Origin of the sequence: Agrobacterium sp. DSM 25558 (assembly GCF_900100825.1) — a bacterium.
Classification (GTDB): Bacteria; Pseudomonadota; Alphaproteobacteria; order Rhizobiales; family Rhizobiaceae; genus Agrobacterium.
In genome coordinates this window covers 40,985-58,626 of sequence record NZ_FMUD01000017.1, presented here as the reverse complement: position 1 = coordinate 58,626, position 17,642 = coordinate 40,985, and the positions used below count along the sequence as shown (strand labels likewise).

Here is a 17,642-nt window from a genome sequence, read left to right as displayed (position 1 = left end):
ACGGAGTGCCCGAAGCATGATAGGTGGCCTGTTCAAACGGTGGCGCAACCCGCCCAATACCACGGAGGATGAGGTGAGACGGCTCTACGACTCTGTGCCGGTCACGCTCCTGACCGGCTTTCTTGGCTCGGGCAAGACAACGCTGCTAAACGACATCCTGAACGAACCGGCCATGCAAGGGACAGGCGTTATCGTCAACGAGTTCGGAACCGTCCCGATTGATCACGATCTCGTCCGCAAGGGCTCCGAAACCTACTTCCGCACGACGACCGGCTGCATCTGCTGCACGGCAACAAGCGATATCAGAAGCTCACTTTCGGAGCTTCACGAGGCGCGGCTTCGCGGCGACATCCCGCCCGTCTCACGCGTGGTGATCGAGACGACGGGCCTTGCCGACCCCGCCCCGATCATCAACAGCATCATTCCCGGCGGCGCGCCTGCCATGGGGCTGAGAGACCATGTTGTGGCTCGGCACTTTCATCTTGCCGGCGTCGTGACAACCTTCGACGTGCTGGAGGGCCGCACAACCCTCAACAGCTTCATGGAAGGCTGGAAACAGCTTGCCTTCGCCGATCATGTGGTTCTGACCAAGACCGATATCGCAGATGGGGATCACGACTGGCCAGATGAGCTGAGGACTCTCAATCCTGCGGCAATCTACCATGATCGCCATCGGCAGGATTTCCATCTGTCTGGACTTTTTGGAAACGGCGCTTACTCGGCCAGTAGCAAGGTCGAAGACGTGCCCGGCTGGTTGGCCATGGAGAGGCTCGGGACTCATGGCGATCACGCCCATGATCTCAACCGGCATGGGGATGAGATCGAGGCGATCAGTCTGAGCCACCATGTCCCCCTTTCGCCGCAGGCTGTCGAGACCTTTCTGAATATCGTGACGAGCAATGTCGGCTCTGGCCTCCTGCGCCTCAAGGGGCTGTTCGCCCTCACCGATGACCCCACCCGTCCGATGGTCGCCCATGCGGTGCAACACCGGCTCTATCCGCTTCAACGTCTGGACCGCTGGCCTAACGAAGATCGCTACAGCCGCGTGGTCCTCATAGGTCAGGGCATGCCGGCTAAACCGATCCGGGATCTCTTCAAGGTCCTGGCACCGCGCACAGCGAGAGCCAGGTGGGGTGGAGCATGAGCGCGGCCTTCATCAATCCGCTGGCAAGAAACGCAATTGGGGCCGTGAACACTGCCCGCGCTATCAAACAGTGGACAAGAGAGCTCCTGGACCTACCGGTAGAGGCCGTCGTGTGCGTCAATGAACTCGTCTGTCACGTGCCGGGGTGCCCGCCAAAGGAAACCGTTGTTCTGGTAATGCGCGGCCGGGACACAGATCAGGTGTCAGTTCATCAAGCGATGCGGGACATCACATGCGAGGATCTCGCTGCAGCGTTTGCTTTACATATGGAAGGTGAGTAGATGTTCCGCAAAGTTGCAATGATTAAATATACGAGAGCCGGATGCCTCGTGGCAATTTTGGTCTTGCTCACGACGGCTGCTTCGAGCGAACAATTCGACCGAAGCGTAACGGCGCTGACCAAGGCCTCCTTCGCCAATCTGAAGGTCGCGTATGACTGCCGGCATGTCCTGGGAATCGCCCGTTATCACGAAGCCTATATCGCAGTCGAAAATGCTTTGCGGGCAACCGGTTTGCCGACGGATGTTGCGATGGCTGCCGCGGAAGATCTGGCAAAGGAAGCCCGCGCCTCGAGCCTGCGAATGCCAGATCGTGGCTCTCAGAACTGTTTCACGACCTTTGTGCATACAAAGAAAGATCTTGATCGGAGACGTGCGACTGTAACCGCACCACTGTCGTCTCAGCCAAAATGACGCTGCAGTTCCAAGATTGAGCAAAATGGTCGGACTTTGAAACTCTCGCTGCTCTTCACCTGAAGGCTTGGGTCCGGTACTCTCACCCGTCACTCTCGATACCTTGATTTCTGCCGTTTATCCAGAAACTGGGAGCAAACCGTACGCAGCCCCTCACGGCGCACGTAAGCGCGCTTAATTAGAGCTCGATTTCTATCTCACGGAACCGCTGTTTGCGTGTTCATTTCGGGACAGTCTCGGACATGGATTTATAGGTCACTTCAGGAACTATCAGGCCGTCCTTGATGCCCGTATCAAGGCCATCGAGCAGCGCGAGGGGCCGGCCAAGCAAGGCTCGCTCGACGCCAGCATGTGGCAGAACAACGAGCGCAAGGCCCGGTTCATCGCCGCGGCATTGTCGGGCGACACCTCCATCGGCAGGCTGGAAGACAGGGGCGAAGGGCAGGCCAATCAATTCGCCATGGCCAAGGCGATCGCGTCCGGCGACGAGCGGCTGATGCAAAAGGCGGGACTGGAGGCCGATATAGCGCGTCTCGAGCGGCTGCGCGCCGCCCACGAGGACGACCAGTATGCTGTGCGGCACCAGATCCGTGACGCCGAACGCGACATTGAGGTCTCATCCCGCCGCATCGCCGAGATCGCTCAGGATATTGAGCGACGTGTTCTGACGACAAGTGATGCCTTCGCAATGACCGTGACAGGCAAGGCCTACGACGATCGCAAGGTGGCAGGCCGAGCATTGATGAAGGAAATCCTCACGCTGCTGCAGCTGCAGACAGAGGGAGAAGCCGTCCTTGGGACGATTGCCGGATTCGACCTCATTTATGATAGCGAGAGGTTTGGCAAAGGTGACGGCTATCGTTTCCAGACCATACTCCAGCGCACCGGCGCCGACTACGAAATCGACCTCGATGTCACGGTCACGCCGCTTGGCGCTATCTCGCGCCTTGAACATGCACTGGGCGACTTCGAGGCCGAGCAACAACGTTATCGCCATCGCCTGGAAGACGCCCACCGGCCGCTCGCATCCTATCGCTCCCGCGAAGGCGGGACGTTCGCATTCGCTGAGGAACTGGCGGACTAGCGTCGCCAAGTGCGCGAGGTCGAAGAAGCACTCGCCAGTTCCGCTCGCGACAGCTCCGACGCGGAAGATATCGCCGCCTAAACCCCGGCTTGCGCTAGCTTCGACCATGATCTGTTCGATCGAGGACAGGGGAAGATCTTCCAAAACCCAACGAATGCGTTACAAAAGCTTCATGGTCAGATCCGAACTCATTGATATTCTCGCCGCACGCAATCCGCACCTCTATCACCAGGACGCGGGGCGGATCGTCGATACTATCCTTGACGACATAGCAAGCGCCGTGGAACGCGGAGAACGGGTTGAACTTCGAGGTTTCGGGACTTTTGTCGTACGACACCGACCGTCCCGGTCAGGACGAAACCCCAAGAACGGCACGGCGGTCTTCGTCGAGGAGAAATGGGTGTCGTTCTTCCACGCTGGCAAGGAGATCAAGGAGCGCATCAATGATGACGGGAAGCCCGATGCGGCGGCGAACGCATAGCTGCGCTCCACAATAAATGACTTTTCATATGCTTAGAATGTCGTCACGCTGCCTTCAGTTGATGCATTTGGCGGTTTCCTCCCAGTTCCCGCCGCACCAGCTGTTCCCCTTTGGAGGTATTACCTCCACACTTCACGGGCCACGGTTTCCGCAGGCCCATTTCTTTTCTTCGTTCGCCTCATCCGACCATTTTGAGAGGTTTGTAACCATGAGCTTTTGCGCAGACCCCTCCGCTCGGCAGCTTGAAGAGCGATTATATCACTGCAATCGCAGCGGTGTCTGATGTTGTCCTGGGATCCAAAAGAAGGCGCTCCCCTCACGGGTCGAGCGCCTTTTGCGTCGGAGGCGACCGCAAACGTGGTCCTGCACCTTGACCGAAACTGATTTGCAGACGAGACCTCAATCACATTGATCGTCTTCAAGCGTCGGCTCGAATTGAGACGTGAAAATTGAAAAAAGAAAAGCAGGGAGGATGAACCGGTCGCAGACCGGTCCTCCCACCGACGCTGTCGCTCAACCGCCGCCAGCGCGATCCCGGCTGCTTGGCCTTCGCAGGGCTGCGAGCCCCGCTCGTCCCGCGCAGCAGGGATGCTCGGCCGCAGTTGCGGCAGTCCGGCCGCTCGGCGGTCCGGGAGTTGTCTTCGAAAAAATGAAGACAGGAAGGGTCGGCAAGGTGCCGGTCCGTAACCTCTCGAAAGGACAGCTCCCACGCAGATCGTGAAGGTTGACCCGCGCGCGCTGAAGGAAAATCCCGACCGTATGCGCCAGTCGAAGTCGTCGCCGCAGGCCGACGCGCTGATGCTGGCCATGATCAAGGCCGTCGGCATCGTCCAGCCTCCCGTCGTCGCACCGGAACCCGATGGCGGAAATGGCTATATCATCGATGCCGGTCATCGCCGCGTGCGCCTTGCCATCGCCGCCGGCCTGGAAGAAATCGAAATACTTGTCGTGGATGCCGCCAACGACAACGGCGCCATGCGCTCAATGGTCGAAAACTCGGTTCGCGAGGCGCTCAACCCCGTCGATCAGTGGCGTGGCGTCGAACGTCTCGTTGCTCTCGGTTGGACCGAAGAAGCAATAGCGGTCGCTCTCGCTCTTCCCGTCCGTCAGATCCGCAAGCTTCGACTTCTGGCCAATGTTCTTCCAGCCACAGCCAGTAAACCGCATCCTGAAAACGCGCATCAAGCAGGTCGGACTCGATCCGGCGCAGTTTTCGGCGCACGGACTTCGCTCGGGTATCTGACCGAGGCAGCCAACCGCGGGGTCCCCCTGCCGGAAGCCATGCAGCGGTCCGTGCACAAGTCGGTCACGCAGGCGTCGGGTTACTACAACAACACCGAACGGAAGATGGGAGGAGCATATCGCTTGCGACGGGTCCGGCGGGCGAGTGGATGCTCACGGAAGCTCTCCAACCATTAGACTGAATGACCTTCCGACGAACATCACTCTGGCACATTGCGATGCCGTCGGGAGGGTCATCCACATGGGGTAATCGCGGGAGCCATACCCCTTCGGATTCGGACATGATTTGGAAGGTGGCTGTTCCCCGATAAGATGAAGTACGGGCTCTCGACTGGACGCCGGGCCCAGCATCAAAGGAGAACAGCCATGGAAGAGTATATCGGCCTCGATGTATCTATGAAAGAGACGGCAATTGCGATCCGCCGGGATGGGGTGCGTGTCTGGCGCGGAAAATGCGCATCAGATCCTCACGTCATTGCCGAGTTGATCCGTAAAAGGGCACCGATGGTGAACCGCGTGGTGTTTGAAACAGGGCGCTCTCGGTGTGGTTCTATCATGCGCTTCGAGCCGAGGGCCTGCTTGTCATCTGCATTGATGTGCGACACGCTAAAGCGGCTCTCGACATGGCAACGAACAAAACGGACGCGAATGACGCTGATGGGCTAGCTCATCTGGCGGAAGTGGGCTTCTTTCGCGAGGTCCGTGTAAAGGGGTTCGACAGCATGTTAGCGCGCACGCTTGTCGCGGCACGCACCCGGTTGGTCCATATGGCAACCGAACTTTCCAATCAGATCCGCGGAATCATGAAAACGTTCGGCCTGGTGGTCCCAGCAGGCAAAGGAAGTGTATTCGAGAAGAACGTTCGAAATCTTCTTTCCGGCCATGATGGGCTCGCTCATATCCTGCTACCGCTGCTCGATGCCTGGACGGGCCTTCGCACCCGGGCCGCAGAACTCGGTCGCCGACTGCTTGCAGACGCGCGTGCCAGCCAGGCCTGCCGTCTCTTGATGGCCATATCTCCAGACGCGGAGATCGTCATTTGCGCAGGCTTCTCTACGAAGCAGCGTCGGTCATTCTCACGCGCAGCTCAAAAGAGAGCTATTTACGAACATGGGGGCTTCAACTCCGTGAACGCATAGGCTTCAAAAGAGCTGCCGTGGCGGTGGCAAGGAAACTTGCTGTGATCATGCACACTATGCTGAAGACAGGAGAGTTCTTTGATCCGCATGCGGGAGCCGCAGCGTAAATCCGAATAGCGTGCCGGGACGTGAGCCGAGCCATTCCGTTGATGGGGTTGCATCGCTGTCTCAGCCGAATGCGTCGTCCACATTGAAGGCTCGTTCCGCGAAGCTCCATCATGCGGCGACACATGTCGACCGCGAAGACAACCATGCATCCGGCAGTGCCGTTTCAACATCAGAACGCTTGACACCCCACGTGCGATTAGACAACTCCATCAGCTCTTATTGGAAATCAACTGCTAGATTCCTTATCAGGACGGCTAGCGCCTGCTTATTTGTTATGCAATAACATTACACTTGGCATGAAGGCAGTATATTATGACCCTTAAAACAGATCAGATTCCCGTTACCGTGCTTACCGGCTATCTCTGGGCGGGAAAAACAACGCTTCTAAACCGCATTTTGACGGAGCCACACGGCCGAAAGTATGCGGTTCGTGAATGAATTCGGCGAAGTAGGGATCGACAACGATCTCATCGTCGAGTCCGACGAGGACGTCAGATCGAAGACCCGGCTCGATTCGATCACGACCGTTGTCGACGCCAGACACCTGTTGGGCGAGATAGATCGAGCCCATGAGGCTCAGGAGCAGATTGCTTTCGCTGACACAATCATCCTCAACAAGATCGATCTCGTCAACGAGGTGGAGCTCGCGGCAGTCGAAGAGCGTATCCGCCGGATCAATCCGGTGGCGAGCATCGTCAAATCGGAGCGGTGCGATGTCGATATTGCAAGCCTGCTTGATCGCCGCGCCTTTGATCTTGACCGGGTTCTGGAGGTTGAGCCGGACTTCTTCGATGAGGAACACGATCACGAACATGACGACCATATCACCAGCTTCTCGCTGGTGGAGCGCGAGCCGATGGATCCTGAAAAGTTCATCCACTGGATGCAGTCGACAGTGCAGGCATTTGGGCTCGATATGTTGCGGATGAAAGGCATCATCTCCTTTGCCGGAGACAATGATCGATTTGTCATTCAAGCCGTCCACATGCTCCTCAAGGGCGGTAGCCAACGGCCGTGGAAAGAGGGTGAGGAGCGCGTTACTCGCCTCGTATTCATCGGGAGAAATCTTCCAAAGGACGTGATCCGTGCCAGCTTCTAGAAATATCGCGCGTTGCGCATCGCGGAGGAATAACTTCTCAAACTTGATCCGGGGCTTTTGCTGGCTTCCGGATCCTTCTCTTAGCGAGACCATTCTTTCCAGCACTCGGAGGCTCGCTATGAGGAAATTTAGTTACAATCATTACAATTGGAAAATTGACGAACATGCCGCAACTAAACGACCTTGAACAAGAGTGCCCGCACGTTTTGCATGAACTTGAGACCTTAGCATCCGGACATTATCCGGCCATGGATCAAATCTGCAAGCTGGCGTGCAAAATGTTCTCCGTACCAGTTGCCGCCGTCATATTTTCGGATGCTGAGAATCAGCGGCTAATGGCGCAGAGTGGGTTAAATCCAGATGTTGAGCTGACTCCTCTGACGGAGATTTGCAACTACACGATCCTTGCAGATGGTGTCTTGGTTGTTCCAGATGCGCTTCGAGATAATCGGTTTACTTTTAACGCTATAGGATCTGCTGGCGTTGACATTCGTTTTTATGCTGGTGCGCCTCTTGACATTGATCCTGGACTAAAACTTGGCGCCTTATGCGTTATTGCTTACGAGCCTCGATCCTTCTCACCTCAAGATTGTGACCGCCTCGCTCAACTTGCCACTCTCATTGTGAACCAGGTACGTTTGAATAGGAAGAGGTTAAAATTAAGCAAGTATTCTCAGTACCTTGCTCATCTGGAGGAGGAATTACTGTGGACCACGACTCATGACTCTCTGACGCGCCTTCCAAACCGCGTGCTGTTTACGACTACGCTCGAAGCGGCTGTCAATGCGGTGAAAGCCAATGGGGGACGTAGCGGCCTCATGATAATTGATATTGATGACTTCAAGCGGGTTAACGATATCCACGGCTATAATGTTGGCGATTCTTTTCTCGTTGCCGTTACCGAACGCCTTTCATCACTTATTGATGCGCCTGACATGTTGGCTAGGCTAGGTGGCGATGAATTCGCGATACTGATCCACGATGCTAGTGATTTGACGCGACTGACCCTTCTTGCGGAGAGTATGAATTACAATTTATGTCAACCTGTTACGGCTAATGGCGCTGTTTTTAAGTGCTCCGCCAGTATCGGGCTTACCGTGTTTCCTGATCACGCCAGCTCGCCAACGGAAATTCTCAGGAGTGCTGACTTGGCTCTGCACGCCGCAAAGGCTGAGGGTCGGAACAGAACTATACTATACAAACGGGCATTTAGGGAGCAACTCGAAGCTAAAATCGAAGTTCTCGACCGCGCACGTCAAGCGCTTGAGACCAACTCGATCGTGCCTTACTATCAACCCAAAGTATGCCTTAGGTCCGGCGTGATCATTGGTTTTGAGGCCTTACTTCGATGGCGCCACCCGATACTGGGCATACAGACGCCTCAATCGATTTGGGACGCCTTCGCTGATCCGATACTGTCGGTTGAGATCGGACATCGTATGCGTCAGCTTGTACTGGCGGACATGGCGGCATGGACAAAGTTGGGTGTACCATTCGGAGCCATTGCAATTAACATCTCATCTGCGGAGTTCACTAGCGGCGACTTAGCGAAACACATTCATCGATGCCTTCAAGAGCACGGGCTTTCACCTGATGTTCTTCAATTAGAAGTCACAGAAACAGTATTTCTTGGAGACGGATCTGGCGATATCGGAAACGCTTTGCGTTCGCTGAGCGAGGATGGCATCGCGATTGCGTTGGATGACTTTGGCACAGGATACGCCTCCTTGATGCATTTGAGAAGCTTTCCGGTGGGGTGGTTGAAAATCGATAAATCATTTGTGACTGATATGTGTGAACATCGTAAAGCCGCCGTCATTGTTAATACCTGCATTGAGCTTGCGCAGAGCTTTGGCATGGGAGTGGTGGCAGAGGGTGTGGAATCAATCCAGCAACTAAAAATGCTCAAGGAATGGAACTGCGATGTGGGGCAAGGTTATCTCTTTTCCCGCCCAATGGATTCCAGTGCCATACCAGAGTTTCTAACGAGCTGGTCGTTTCCCGAGATTGTGACGTCCTAAAACCTCCAAACGGCCATAGACTGGTTTGACGAACAACGGTTTGCGAAGCGTACAGCATGCAGTCAGGCTCTTAGAAATTATCCTAAGTGCGGTTGGCCACAAGCAATATTCCCTCCGATCGCTTTGTCAAACAAAGCGTCCTGTAAAGAACAAGTATTTAAATCTTTCTTTCGCGGTGGCGCCGCCGATCTTCGCTGCCATCATGACCTCCTGTGGGCCACGCGCTGCGCTGTGGCTGGCTATTGGATTCTCTATCTTTGCCTTCAGCACCTTTCTCGGTTTGTCGGCGCGGCATCGCGGGATGGGTGAAATTACGAGATAAACTGGTCCTTTGGCAGGTCCGCCCTTGACGCTTCATGCCGGACATGTTTTCAGAGGCTGTTCGACAAACGACGCAACTGGCGGGGCCATCGCCCACCCGGCTGTTTTCCTGATGAAACGCTTGCGGCGGCTACTCGGCGGGGTCTCTTAGGTGTTCTTCGTCGTTTGTAGTATTCGAGCCGGCAACAGCCCGGACGAGGTCAACGATTTTCCGCCGAAGCCGGGGGTCAGCTATCCGGGCAAAAGCCTGATTGAGCGAGACGTTTTCACGCGTGACAGGCAACTCTGCTGGCACGCTGCTGGTGTGATGGCGTAACTGCCCGCTGTTCTGAGTGTCGATGCCGTCGAAAAAGCTTCGTACGTCCACATGTAGCGCGCAAGCAATTTCCATAAGCATGCTGGCCGAAACCCGGTTCGTGCCTTTTTGTCGTTTGGCAGTTAACCGTGAGATTGCCACAGTTGTTTTCCCGTTTAGCACTTAATTTGAGATTCTATCGGCCGAGAATCTCAGATTAAGTGCAACTGTGAAGACCCAAGTGACTGACGCGAACAGTCTGATATCTCTTCTGTAGCGCTGTCTGTGATTAGGCATACAGAAATGACCCCGTCAACGTAAAAAATAACAAGGCGTTATCGTGCGTATCGGCATAGAGACCCCTGCCGATTCACAGCCAAGATCGCCGCTGTTCTCGGAACAGGCTCGGCGGATTGCTGGTCACCTGACATCGATACTCCTGCCAACAAACGTTTTATTGCCGATTTCCACGCGAAATATGGTCAAGTCCCGTCCAATTATGTCGCAGCGGCGGATGATGCCATTCCCTACCTGAAAGCGGCGGTGGAGCAGGCCGGCGGCGACATTGCCGCGACGGATGCCGTCCGGGCAGCCCTTGCCAAGGCCGATTACGACTCTGTGCGAGGCCGATACAAGCTTGGCCGCAACCGTTTCCCAATTGATCGATATCGTAGCCTGGAAGGCGCGGCAGAGGTTAGCTGTGCATGGAGCCTGCGATCGGACGGCCCGCAAATGCATGGCTTGGCAGACCCATACGTGGACGACTACCGCAACCCGGACTGAAGAGCGCGTCCGGAAGGGCGCTGCCTCAGGAGGAGACAATGGATATCATCCTGTTTGCCAATCAAATCTTGAATGGGGTCCAGTTCGGGCTGATCCTGTTCTTGCTGGCTGCCGGCCTGTCGTTGGTCTTCGGCATAATGGACTTCATCAACCTGGCACATGGCGTTTTCTAGATGATCGGGGCGTATATATGCGCCACGGTTTCCATCGCTGCTGGCTTGTTCATACTGGGCATGCTGGTAGCCCTTCCCGGGACGCCATTCCTCGGCTTTGTTGCCGAATGGCTGATTGCGCGGAATTACGCTGCCATCCTACAGGCTTTTCATCGTCGTCGTCGCTGCTCTGGTGGCGGTCGGGCTCTGGCAGGTGATTGCCCGACCGCGGGTCGGCATCATGGTGCGGGCTTCGGCCTCTAACGAGGAAATAGCCCCGGGCGCTCGGCATCGAGACGCGCGTGGTCTTCGCGCTCGTCTTTTCCATTAGTGCGGTCCTTGCCGCTATCGCCGGCTTCATGGTAGCGCCGATTACCGGCACCTCTATTGGCATAGAAAACCAGATCGTCATCCTGTCAATGGTGGTCATCATTATCTGTGGTATCGGCTCGATCTTCTGTGCCTTTATGTAGCATTCGGCGCTGGCCTGATCGATACGCTCGGACGTGCCTATCTGCCGTCTCTACTTGGCGCTGTCTTCTCGCCCGATGTAGCATCATCGGCCGGGCCGTCGCTTACCTCCATCCTGATCTATCTTACCATGACCCTTGTGTTGATCTTCCGGCCCACGGGCCTTTTCCCGCTGGCGAACAGGTGACGCGATGACGCAGACACCTTGAGAAATTTTAGCGCCAGCACAGCTCTCGACCACGCGGCAAGGCGTCAGAGGCGGCGTTGTGGATCGCGACCTCGTGGCGGCAATTAGCATCCTCATCGTGCTTGGCGTGGCACCTTTCCTGCTGAATGCACTGAGACAAGATTTTTGGATTGAGGTTCTGCTGCGGGCAATCATCCTTGGACTTCCTTGTTCGGCACGGAAACAAGCCCGAACCGCCCCATTGTCACCGCCACGCCGCGATGAGGCTTGATCGTATCGACAATCCGCTTCTCGACTTTTCCATCAAGAATGTCGGCTTCATCAACGATTTCCTCCGTGTCGGTCCGATCGTAGAACAGCACGAGATGACCATCATGCGGCACGACGTGGCCGGAACGCTTGCCTTCGAATGTCACCGGGAAAAGGGCCGGTTCGGAAATCTCCAGGTCGCGGTGCTCTCCATGTCGGAAAAATTGATGCCAGTCCTGATGACGTGAATGACATCGGCTTCTGTCTGGCCGGCAAACACCGTCTGACCTGATGCACTTGCGGTGAGCGATGCGTATCCCTTAACGTTGTAACGCCCGAGTTCCTTACCGTTTTCGAAGTCTATGACGCGCACGACCCGGTTCGTATGGTTCACAACAAACAGACGCCAAGCCTCCTAGGTCGCATGATCTTTATCGGCAAAAGCGCCGGATGCAGCAAAGACCACGCTTGCGGCTACAGCAGCCAGCAAACGGTTTCTGGTGAGAGACAGTCACCTCGGGTTCCTTCCTCGTGTTAAACTTTTTTCGCGTTTGGCGCGCGCGGCTATTCGGCGGCCTGTCGAACCGCACGGCATTTGGCAAAGCCGTCGGTGATGATATCTTTCGGGAGATCGCGGCCGATGAAGACCAAGCGTGTCACGCGCTCCTCGCTGTCTTTCCACGGCCGCTGATGTTCACCTTCCAACAGCATGTGGACGGCTTGGACGACAAAGCGATCGGCGTCGCCGGCGAAGGAAATGATTCCCTTCATCCGCAGCATATCCATGCCGAATGCCTGGACCGTCGACTGCAACCAGTTTAGAAACATGCCCGGATCCATCGGCTGGCGCTCGACAAGCGAAAAGCTCGTCACGTGTTCGTCGTGCTCGTGCTCATGGGTCTCGTCCAGGAAGTCTGGCTCGATCTCCAGAATGTGGTCGAGATCGAATGCCTTGCGGTCCAGAAGGCTTAATATGTCAACGTCGCAGCGCTGCGACCTGATGATGCTGGCGGTGGGATTAATCCGCCGGATGCGTTGATCCACAGCAAAGATTTCGTCATCACTGACAAGATCGGTCTTGTTGAGGATAATTGTATCGGCAAAGGCTAGCTGTTCCTGCGCCTCATGGGCTCTGTCGACTTCTTCCAAAAGATGTTTGGCGTCCACCACTGTGATGATCGAATCCAGCCGCGTTTTCGACCTCACGTCTTTATCGACGAAGAAGGTCTGAGCCACCGGTGCCGGATCCGCCAATCCGGTCGTCTCAATAAGAATGCCGTCGAAGCGGCCGGGGCGTCGCATCAATCCTTCGATGATGCGGATAAGATCACCTCGCACCGTGCAGCAGATGCAGCCATTGTTCATCTCGAAGACGTCTTCATCGGACTCGACAATCAGATCGTTGTCGATCCCGACCTCGCCGAACTCGTTGACGATCACGGCGAACTTCTTGCCGTGCGGCTCGGTCAGGATCCGGTTGAGAAGTGTGGTTTTACCGGCACCCAGATAGCCTGTCAGAACGGTCACCGGGATTGGCTCAGGCTTTTGCTGTGTCATGGGTTCTCTCCCTAGTAAGGTACGCCATTCAAGAAGTTCGTATGTTATACCGTTACATTTTCAATTGACGAACGTAATAACATTACCTAAGCAGTCGCTGTCAATCCCCGAGGACGCGATGAACGATATTTGTCTTGAGTTCAAAAACTTTACGCTAGGCTATCAAGGCCATGCGGCCGTCCATCATCTGAGCGGGGACGTTCAGCGTGGTTCCTTGACCGCAATCGCGGGAGCAAATGGATCGGGCAAATCGACGCTGCTCAAGGGGAGGCACCAACGCTGGGGCCGAAGCATCGGGCTCCTGCCGCAGGAGCCATGGCTGGCGCTGGACCCGACGATGCGCGTGGGCGCGCAGGTCTCCGAGGTTCACCGCTACGTCAAGGGTAAGACAGAACGAGATAGCCTGGCTGCCACCAGCCAAAATCTCGCTGAGGTCTCCCTTTCCTCGGCCGCGGCTCTCTATCCGTTTCAGATCTCGGGCGGCATGGGTCAGCGGGCGGCAATCGCGATGACCCATGCGGCCGATACTGAATTGTTGATCGCCGACGAGCCGACAAAAGGTCTCGACACGGCGCTGCGGGACTCTTTGACGGCACGGCTGAGGCACGAAGTCGGGGCGGGGCGCTTGCTCCTGACCATCACCCATGATGTCGCGGTTGCGAGGTCGCTCGGTGGCACGATCGGGGTCATGCTTGATGGCAAGCTGGTCGAGTACGGGACTGCCGAAGCGCTGCTCGCAGCACCGGAGCATGTCTACACCAAGGCACTTCTTGCTGCTGAACCTTCGCAATGGGAGCGGCGCACGCGGTCGGCGTCCGGCAACCGTTGTCTCAGCGCAGGGCCTGGAAAAGCGTTATGGTGACAAGGTGCTGTTTTCCGGGTTCGATATTCAAGTTGCCGCAGGCGAGATCGGCTCCGTCGTCGGTCCAAGCGGCTGCGGCAAGACGACGATCGGCAATGTTCTGCTGGGCCTGACCAGGCCCGATGCAGGTGCGGTCGTCAGAGACGAGAAGCTGTCGCCACTCCGTTTCCAGAAGCTCTACCAGGATCCATCGGCGGCCTTCGCACAGCGTCAGACTATCCGCAAGGGATTGAAGGATCTGGCGCGTTTGCATGGCAAGGACTGGAGGGAAATCGAAGACCTGTCTAGACGCCTGCGTTTGCAGGATGTCTTGCTCGATCGTCTTCCGGGACAGGTTTCCGCCGGGGAGCTACAGGGCTTTGCCCTCCTGCGCGCGCTTCTGCTCGACCCCGCCTTCCTCTTTGCCGATGAAGCGACGTCTCGCCTTGATCCCGTCAGCCAAAAGGACGTCATCACGTTCCTCCAAGAGATCGTTGAGGAGACCAGGCTAGCGGTTCTGTTGGTGACCCACGATCGGGATCTTGCAGAACGGGTTTCGACGCGGCTCATCGAGTTAGGAGGCACTCATGAACAAGCCGCTTGAGGTAGTCCGAAGCGCGCAGAGTCGGGCGTATGGGTCGTCAGTTCGCATCCGCTCAAATCGACACACCGTCGTTGGGCGCTCCATTTTGCCTGAAAGGCGGCTGCCAGTCTACAGCAATACCGACTAGCACTACTTTGGCAGATTCGGGCAAGCCAGGTTTGAGATGATTTGCGCTTTCATTTTCGGGGCGCGATATGGTGGATTGGGATACGGAGATTTCAGCCCTTTTGCGGCCGTTTCTGGAAAAGCTTGGACACAAGAAATGACGACAGATGTGTCCACTTTATGTTTCGGGATTTATCGGCCCCGGAAACCGCAAAGGTATTGGGCCGATGGCGGAACGGTTCGCTCCAGGCCAGTATGACCGCCTCCACCATTTCATTTCCGACGGCCTTCGGGATGCTGTTCCTCTTGAGGCCGAGCTCGCGCTGCAGGCGGACAGGATCGTTGGCGCATCCGATGCGTTTCTGGAAATTGATGACACCGGCCTGCCGAAGAAGGATGATCATTCGGTTGGAGTCGCGCCGCAATACGCCTTGATGCTGGGCAAGAGAGCAAATGCTCGCGTCTCCGGAAAGGCCTCCCGGACCCATGCGGTGAGAGTTCCTCGACCAGGGTAGCCAAGCACCCTCATCGTCACAGAGATGCAACGATCATGGGTGCGGTAATGCTCAAGTGCCGCCTGCTTCTGACACTCGGAATACTTCGGCGCTTGAGATACCGGCTGAATACGCAGGTCGATATGTTGTACGTATTCGCGGTACCAGCCCCTCAGCGCATTCTTTGTGGGATAACCCAACTGGCGAATGGTCCCGTTTAGTCGCTTGCCAAGCCTGATGTAAAGCTCAACGGCTCGAAGTCTGTCTGCGTAGGAATACATGAACTACCTCCTGGTGGTCCAAGTTTTCGTCCGCATCCCCCCAACAGCCTGACGGTCCCGTCAGGTTTCCAGCAGCAATGCCGCGGCGCGCAAGCGTTCAGATGCTAGCTCGGCCGAAAGGGATGGAGATGACGCGGGATACTCTCGGGAAGAGCCGGGGCGCGGGAAATCCCCGACCGGATCTGTGAGGGCTAAGCCGAATGGCATATCCACTCGACCACGATATGTCCCCGAGTATAACTGAGAAGAAATTATGAGTAATGTCTCACGTTTTTTGTCTAAATTTATGTACAAACCGTAACTTGATGAAAAGTTTATAAATAAGATAATAGCCGAGGACGATGTGTTTTTTATGGTGATATCCTATGATTGAAATAAGGAGATTATGCTACTTCCTGGCGGTTGCCGAAGCGGGTGGTTTTCGCGAAGCTGCTGACCGTCTTGGAATGACGCAGCCACCTCTCAGCCATCAGATCATGGAGTTGGAAAAGCAGCTCGGGGAACGTGTCTTCGTGCGCTTGCCACGTAGCGTGGAGTTGACTGAGGTTGGGCGACTCTTGAAAGCTGAGGCAACCCCGATTGTCGCGATGGCGTCAGGATTGATAGAGCGTGTTCGAAAGTCTTCCGGTGTGCATCAGGGAGTTCTTCGCATCGGAGTCACCAGTGCGACGGCGGCTAATTCGCTAGTGGCATCCACCTTGAGGGCTTACCGGCAGGAGGCACCACTTATCGACATTCGACTGCATCAGGACGAAACGGCCCGGCTCTGCGAAGCTGTGGCGGAGGGGGAGGTAGATCTTGCTTTCGTGCGGTTCAGAGTGAATACGCACGATCGTTTTATCGTCCGGCGTCTTCTTGATGAGCCAATGCTTCTAGCCGTTCCGCGAAACCATCGTTTGTCCACAGCTCCTGACGTGGCGATGGATGACCTTGCGCAGGAATCTTTCGTCATCATAGAGCGTAGCCACGCGCCAGTCCTTCACGATGCGATACTTACGGCCTGCGAAGCTGCTGGCATTTCCGCGAAGATTGCTCACCAAGCCCCGCAGAAGATGGCGGCGCTCATGCTCGTCGCAGGGGGAGCAGGAATCACCTTCGTTCCCGCTTCCATGGAAGGTGTATTGTCCGATCTTATCGTAATGAAGTCAATCCGATCCGGTGAACCGTCCGCATCGCTCGTCATGCTCAGTCGCAATCCCGAAAAAACTGCGACACGAAAGATGGGCGATGTCGCACGGCGCATCGCTAGCTTGTTCTCGCATCATGGCAACAATGGATCCGGCACGACATCGGACTGATATGTGTCCCTCCTTTGATAGCGAATTGGTATCGAATCTTCGCCTTTCGCGAATGGAGCGAAAGTTGCGACTTAAGGTTCTTCTGATGGCACTCCAAGCTGCCCCAATAGCAACCTCTTTCTAGCCTCAGGCGACAGAAGAGAAACAAAGGACCTTAATCATGAAAATGTCGACCCTGTTTGCCGCCATCCTTGCAACCACGGTTGCTTCCGGCTCCCTAGCGTATGCGGCTGACACAGCAAAGGTACCCGTTACCAAGGAAGTAACGGCGCAGAAGGATTTCACTAAACTGTCGAGAGATGGCATCGCCGCCTTCCGCGACATTCATCTAGCGCGCATCGCCGTCTTCGATGCCGATCCGGCCACCGCGAAGAAGCTGGTCGCTGAGGCGCAAAGCGCATTAAAAAAGGCCAAGGCCGATGACAGCATCTTCTTGAAGGCTGAGGCCGCCATGAAGCCACCGGCAAGCGCTCCGGCTGCAGCCAAGAGTAAGACAGCTGATGCGTCTGCGCAAACGGCATGGATTCCGATCGACGGTCAGTTCACGCTCGAGGAGGACTTCGTTGCGACACCTGAGAAGCAACAGGCTGTTGCGAGGGCCAACGAGCACCTGAAAAAAGGCGAACGGTCGAAGGCAGTCGAGACGTTGCGGCTTGCTGGCATCGATGTTTCCACAACCATTGCTGCGTTGCCTCTCAACCAAACAATAACCGGCGTCGATGATGCCGCCAAGCTTCTCGACGAGAACAAGTTCTATGAAGTAAACGCCAAGCTGAAGACGGTCGAGGACGGGCTCGTTTTCGACACCGTGGCGGCTTTCGACACGCCTGCTCAATAGGACCTGAGTTTTCCTAGCGACGTGTCCGGGCAGCAGCCTGGACCGTCGTTCTGAATGGGCTTGCGTCGTAGGAGCAACACCGGTCTATGCTATTGCCGACAATAAGTTACGCTTCAATCGCCAAGCCAAAGAATAGAGCTAAAATTTCAGAACGGA

The 17,642-nt window shown here is 56.0% G+C and carries 13 protein-coding genes and 8 pseudogenes; 18 read left to right on the top strand and 3 right to left on the bottom strand.

Annotation, left to right across the window (positions count from 1 at the left end; all coding sequences use genetic code 11):
• Window positions 1–16: 16 nt before the first annotated feature.
• The 13 genes and pseudogenes from DSM25558_RS15505 (at window position 17) to DSM25558_RS29400 (ending at window position 11,034) form a co-directional block, all read left to right on the top strand.
• Window positions 17–1,144 carry a CobW family GTP-binding protein gene (locus DSM25558_RS15505; protein WP_083716485.1) on the top strand — a complete coding sequence of 376 codons (1,128 nt, stop codon included), beginning with the start codon at window positions 17–19 and terminating at the stop codon, window positions 1,142–1,144.
• Between the two features lie 329 nt (window positions 1,145–1,473).
• Window positions 1,474–1,836 carry a hypothetical protein gene (locus tag DSM25558_RS15495; protein ID WP_143240119.1) on the top strand — a complete coding sequence of 121 codons (363 nt, stop codon included), beginning with the start codon at window positions 1,474–1,476 and terminating at the stop codon, window positions 1,834–1,836.
• Window positions 1,837–2,137: 301 nt separating this feature from the next.
• Window positions 2,138–3,001 (top strand): annotated as a pseudogene (locus tag DSM25558_RS15490) (lactate dehydrogenase); the annotation flags it as partial.
• 91 nt (window positions 3,002–3,092) lie between these two features.
• Window positions 3,093–3,401: an integration host factor subunit beta gene (locus DSM25558_RS15485; protein WP_077105677.1), complete on the top strand. Its 309-nt coding sequence runs from the start codon at window positions 3,093–3,095 to the stop codon at window positions 3,399–3,401.
• 649 nt (window positions 3,402–4,050) lie between these two features.
• A pseudogene (locus DSM25558_RS15480) lies at window positions 4,051–4,550 on the top strand (ParB/RepB/Spo0J family partition protein); the annotation flags it as partial.
• Window positions 4,549–4,820: pseudogene (locus tag DSM25558_RS28370) on the top strand (hypothetical protein); the annotation flags it as partial. The pseudogenes DSM25558_RS15480 and DSM25558_RS28370, both read left to right, overlap by 2 nt.
• Before the next feature lie 189 nt (window positions 4,821–5,009).
• Window positions 5,010–5,889 (top strand): annotated as a pseudogene (locus DSM25558_RS15470) (IS110 family transposase).
• Window positions 5,890–6,202: 313 nt separating this feature from the next.
• A pseudogene (locus DSM25558_RS15465) lies at window positions 6,203–6,989 on the top strand (GTP-binding protein).
• 164 nt (window positions 6,990–7,153) lie between these two features.
• The gene (locus tag DSM25558_RS15460; protein WP_077105619.1) at window positions 7,154–9,010 is read left to right on the top strand and encodes a sensor domain-containing phosphodiesterase; all 1,857 of its coding nucleotides are present in this window, start codon (window positions 7,154–7,156) and stop codon (window positions 9,008–9,010) included.
• 940 nt (window positions 9,011–9,950) lie between these two features.
• Window positions 9,951–10,409 carry an ABC transporter substrate-binding protein gene (locus DSM25558_RS27785; protein ID WP_083716483.1) on the top strand — a complete coding sequence of 153 codons (459 nt, stop codon included), beginning with the start codon at window positions 9,951–9,953 and terminating at the stop codon, window positions 10,407–10,409.
• A 38-nt stretch (window positions 10,410–10,447) separates the two neighbouring features.
• Complete coding sequence (locus DSM25558_RS29660; RefSeq protein WP_256387069.1) at window positions 10,448–10,582, top strand: hypothetical protein; 135 nt, start codon at window positions 10,448–10,450, stop codon at window positions 10,580–10,582.
• Window positions 10,583–10,825: a hypothetical protein gene (locus DSM25558_RS29405; RefSeq protein WP_244554216.1), complete on the top strand. Its 243-nt coding sequence runs from the start codon at window positions 10,583–10,585 to the stop codon at window positions 10,823–10,825.
• 38 nt (window positions 10,826–10,863) lie between these two features.
• A complete protein-coding gene (locus DSM25558_RS29400) occupies window positions 10,864–11,034 on the top strand; it encodes a hypothetical protein (RefSeq protein WP_244554215.1) in 171 nt (56 codons plus the stop codon).
• Between the two features lie 382 nt (window positions 11,035–11,416).
• Here DSM25558_RS29400 and DSM25558_RS29395 read toward each other — a convergent pair.
• Window positions 11,417–11,934 (bottom strand): annotated as a pseudogene (locus DSM25558_RS29395) (hypothetical protein); the annotation flags it as partial.
• 98 nt (window positions 11,935–12,032) lie between these two features.
• The gene (locus DSM25558_RS15425) at window positions 12,033–13,025 is read right to left on the bottom strand and encodes a CobW family GTP-binding protein (RefSeq protein WP_077105613.1); all 993 of its coding nucleotides are present in this window, start codon (window positions 13,023–13,025) and stop codon (window positions 12,033–12,035) included.
• 118 nt (window positions 13,026–13,143) lie between these two features.
• On the opposite strand from DSM25558_RS15425, the gene DSM25558_RS29390 reads away from it, so the two are divergent.
• The 3 genes and pseudogenes from DSM25558_RS29390 to DSM25558_RS15410 all read left to right on the top strand — a co-directional run.
• The gene (locus DSM25558_RS29390; protein ID WP_077105612.1) at window positions 13,144–13,887 is read left to right on the top strand and encodes an ATP-binding cassette domain-containing protein; all 744 of its coding nucleotides are present in this window, start codon (window positions 13,144–13,146) and stop codon (window positions 13,885–13,887) included.
• Entirely contained in the window at window positions 13,796–14,470 is a 675-nt protein-coding gene (locus tag DSM25558_RS29385) for an ATP-binding cassette domain-containing protein (RefSeq protein ID WP_244554214.1), read from the top strand. The genes DSM25558_RS29390 and DSM25558_RS29385 overlap by 92 nt, the downstream gene beginning before the upstream one ends.
• A gap of 194 nt (window positions 14,471–14,664) precedes the next feature.
• Window positions 14,665–15,036, top strand: a pseudogene (locus tag DSM25558_RS15410) (transposase); the annotation flags it as partial.
• Here DSM25558_RS15410 and DSM25558_RS15405 read toward each other — a convergent pair.
• Window positions 15,033–15,350 (bottom strand): annotated as a pseudogene (locus DSM25558_RS15405) (IS3 family transposase); the annotation flags it as partial. The pseudogenes DSM25558_RS15410 and DSM25558_RS15405 sit on opposite strands and share 4 nt — an antisense overlap.
• A 365-nt stretch (window positions 15,351–15,715) precedes the next feature.
• Here DSM25558_RS15405 and DSM25558_RS15400 point away from each other — a divergent pair.
• Window positions 15,716–16,648, top strand: a complete 933-nt coding sequence (locus tag DSM25558_RS15400) for a LysR family transcriptional regulator (RefSeq protein WP_083716482.1) — start codon at window positions 15,716–15,718, stop codon at window positions 16,646–16,648.
• Between the two features lie 160 nt (window positions 16,649–16,808).
• Window positions 16,809–17,486 carry a YfdX family protein gene (locus DSM25558_RS15395; RefSeq protein ID WP_077105609.1) on the top strand — a complete coding sequence of 226 codons (678 nt, stop codon included), beginning with the start codon at window positions 16,809–16,811 and terminating at the stop codon, window positions 17,484–17,486.
• Window positions 17,487–17,642: the final 156 nt, after the last annotated feature.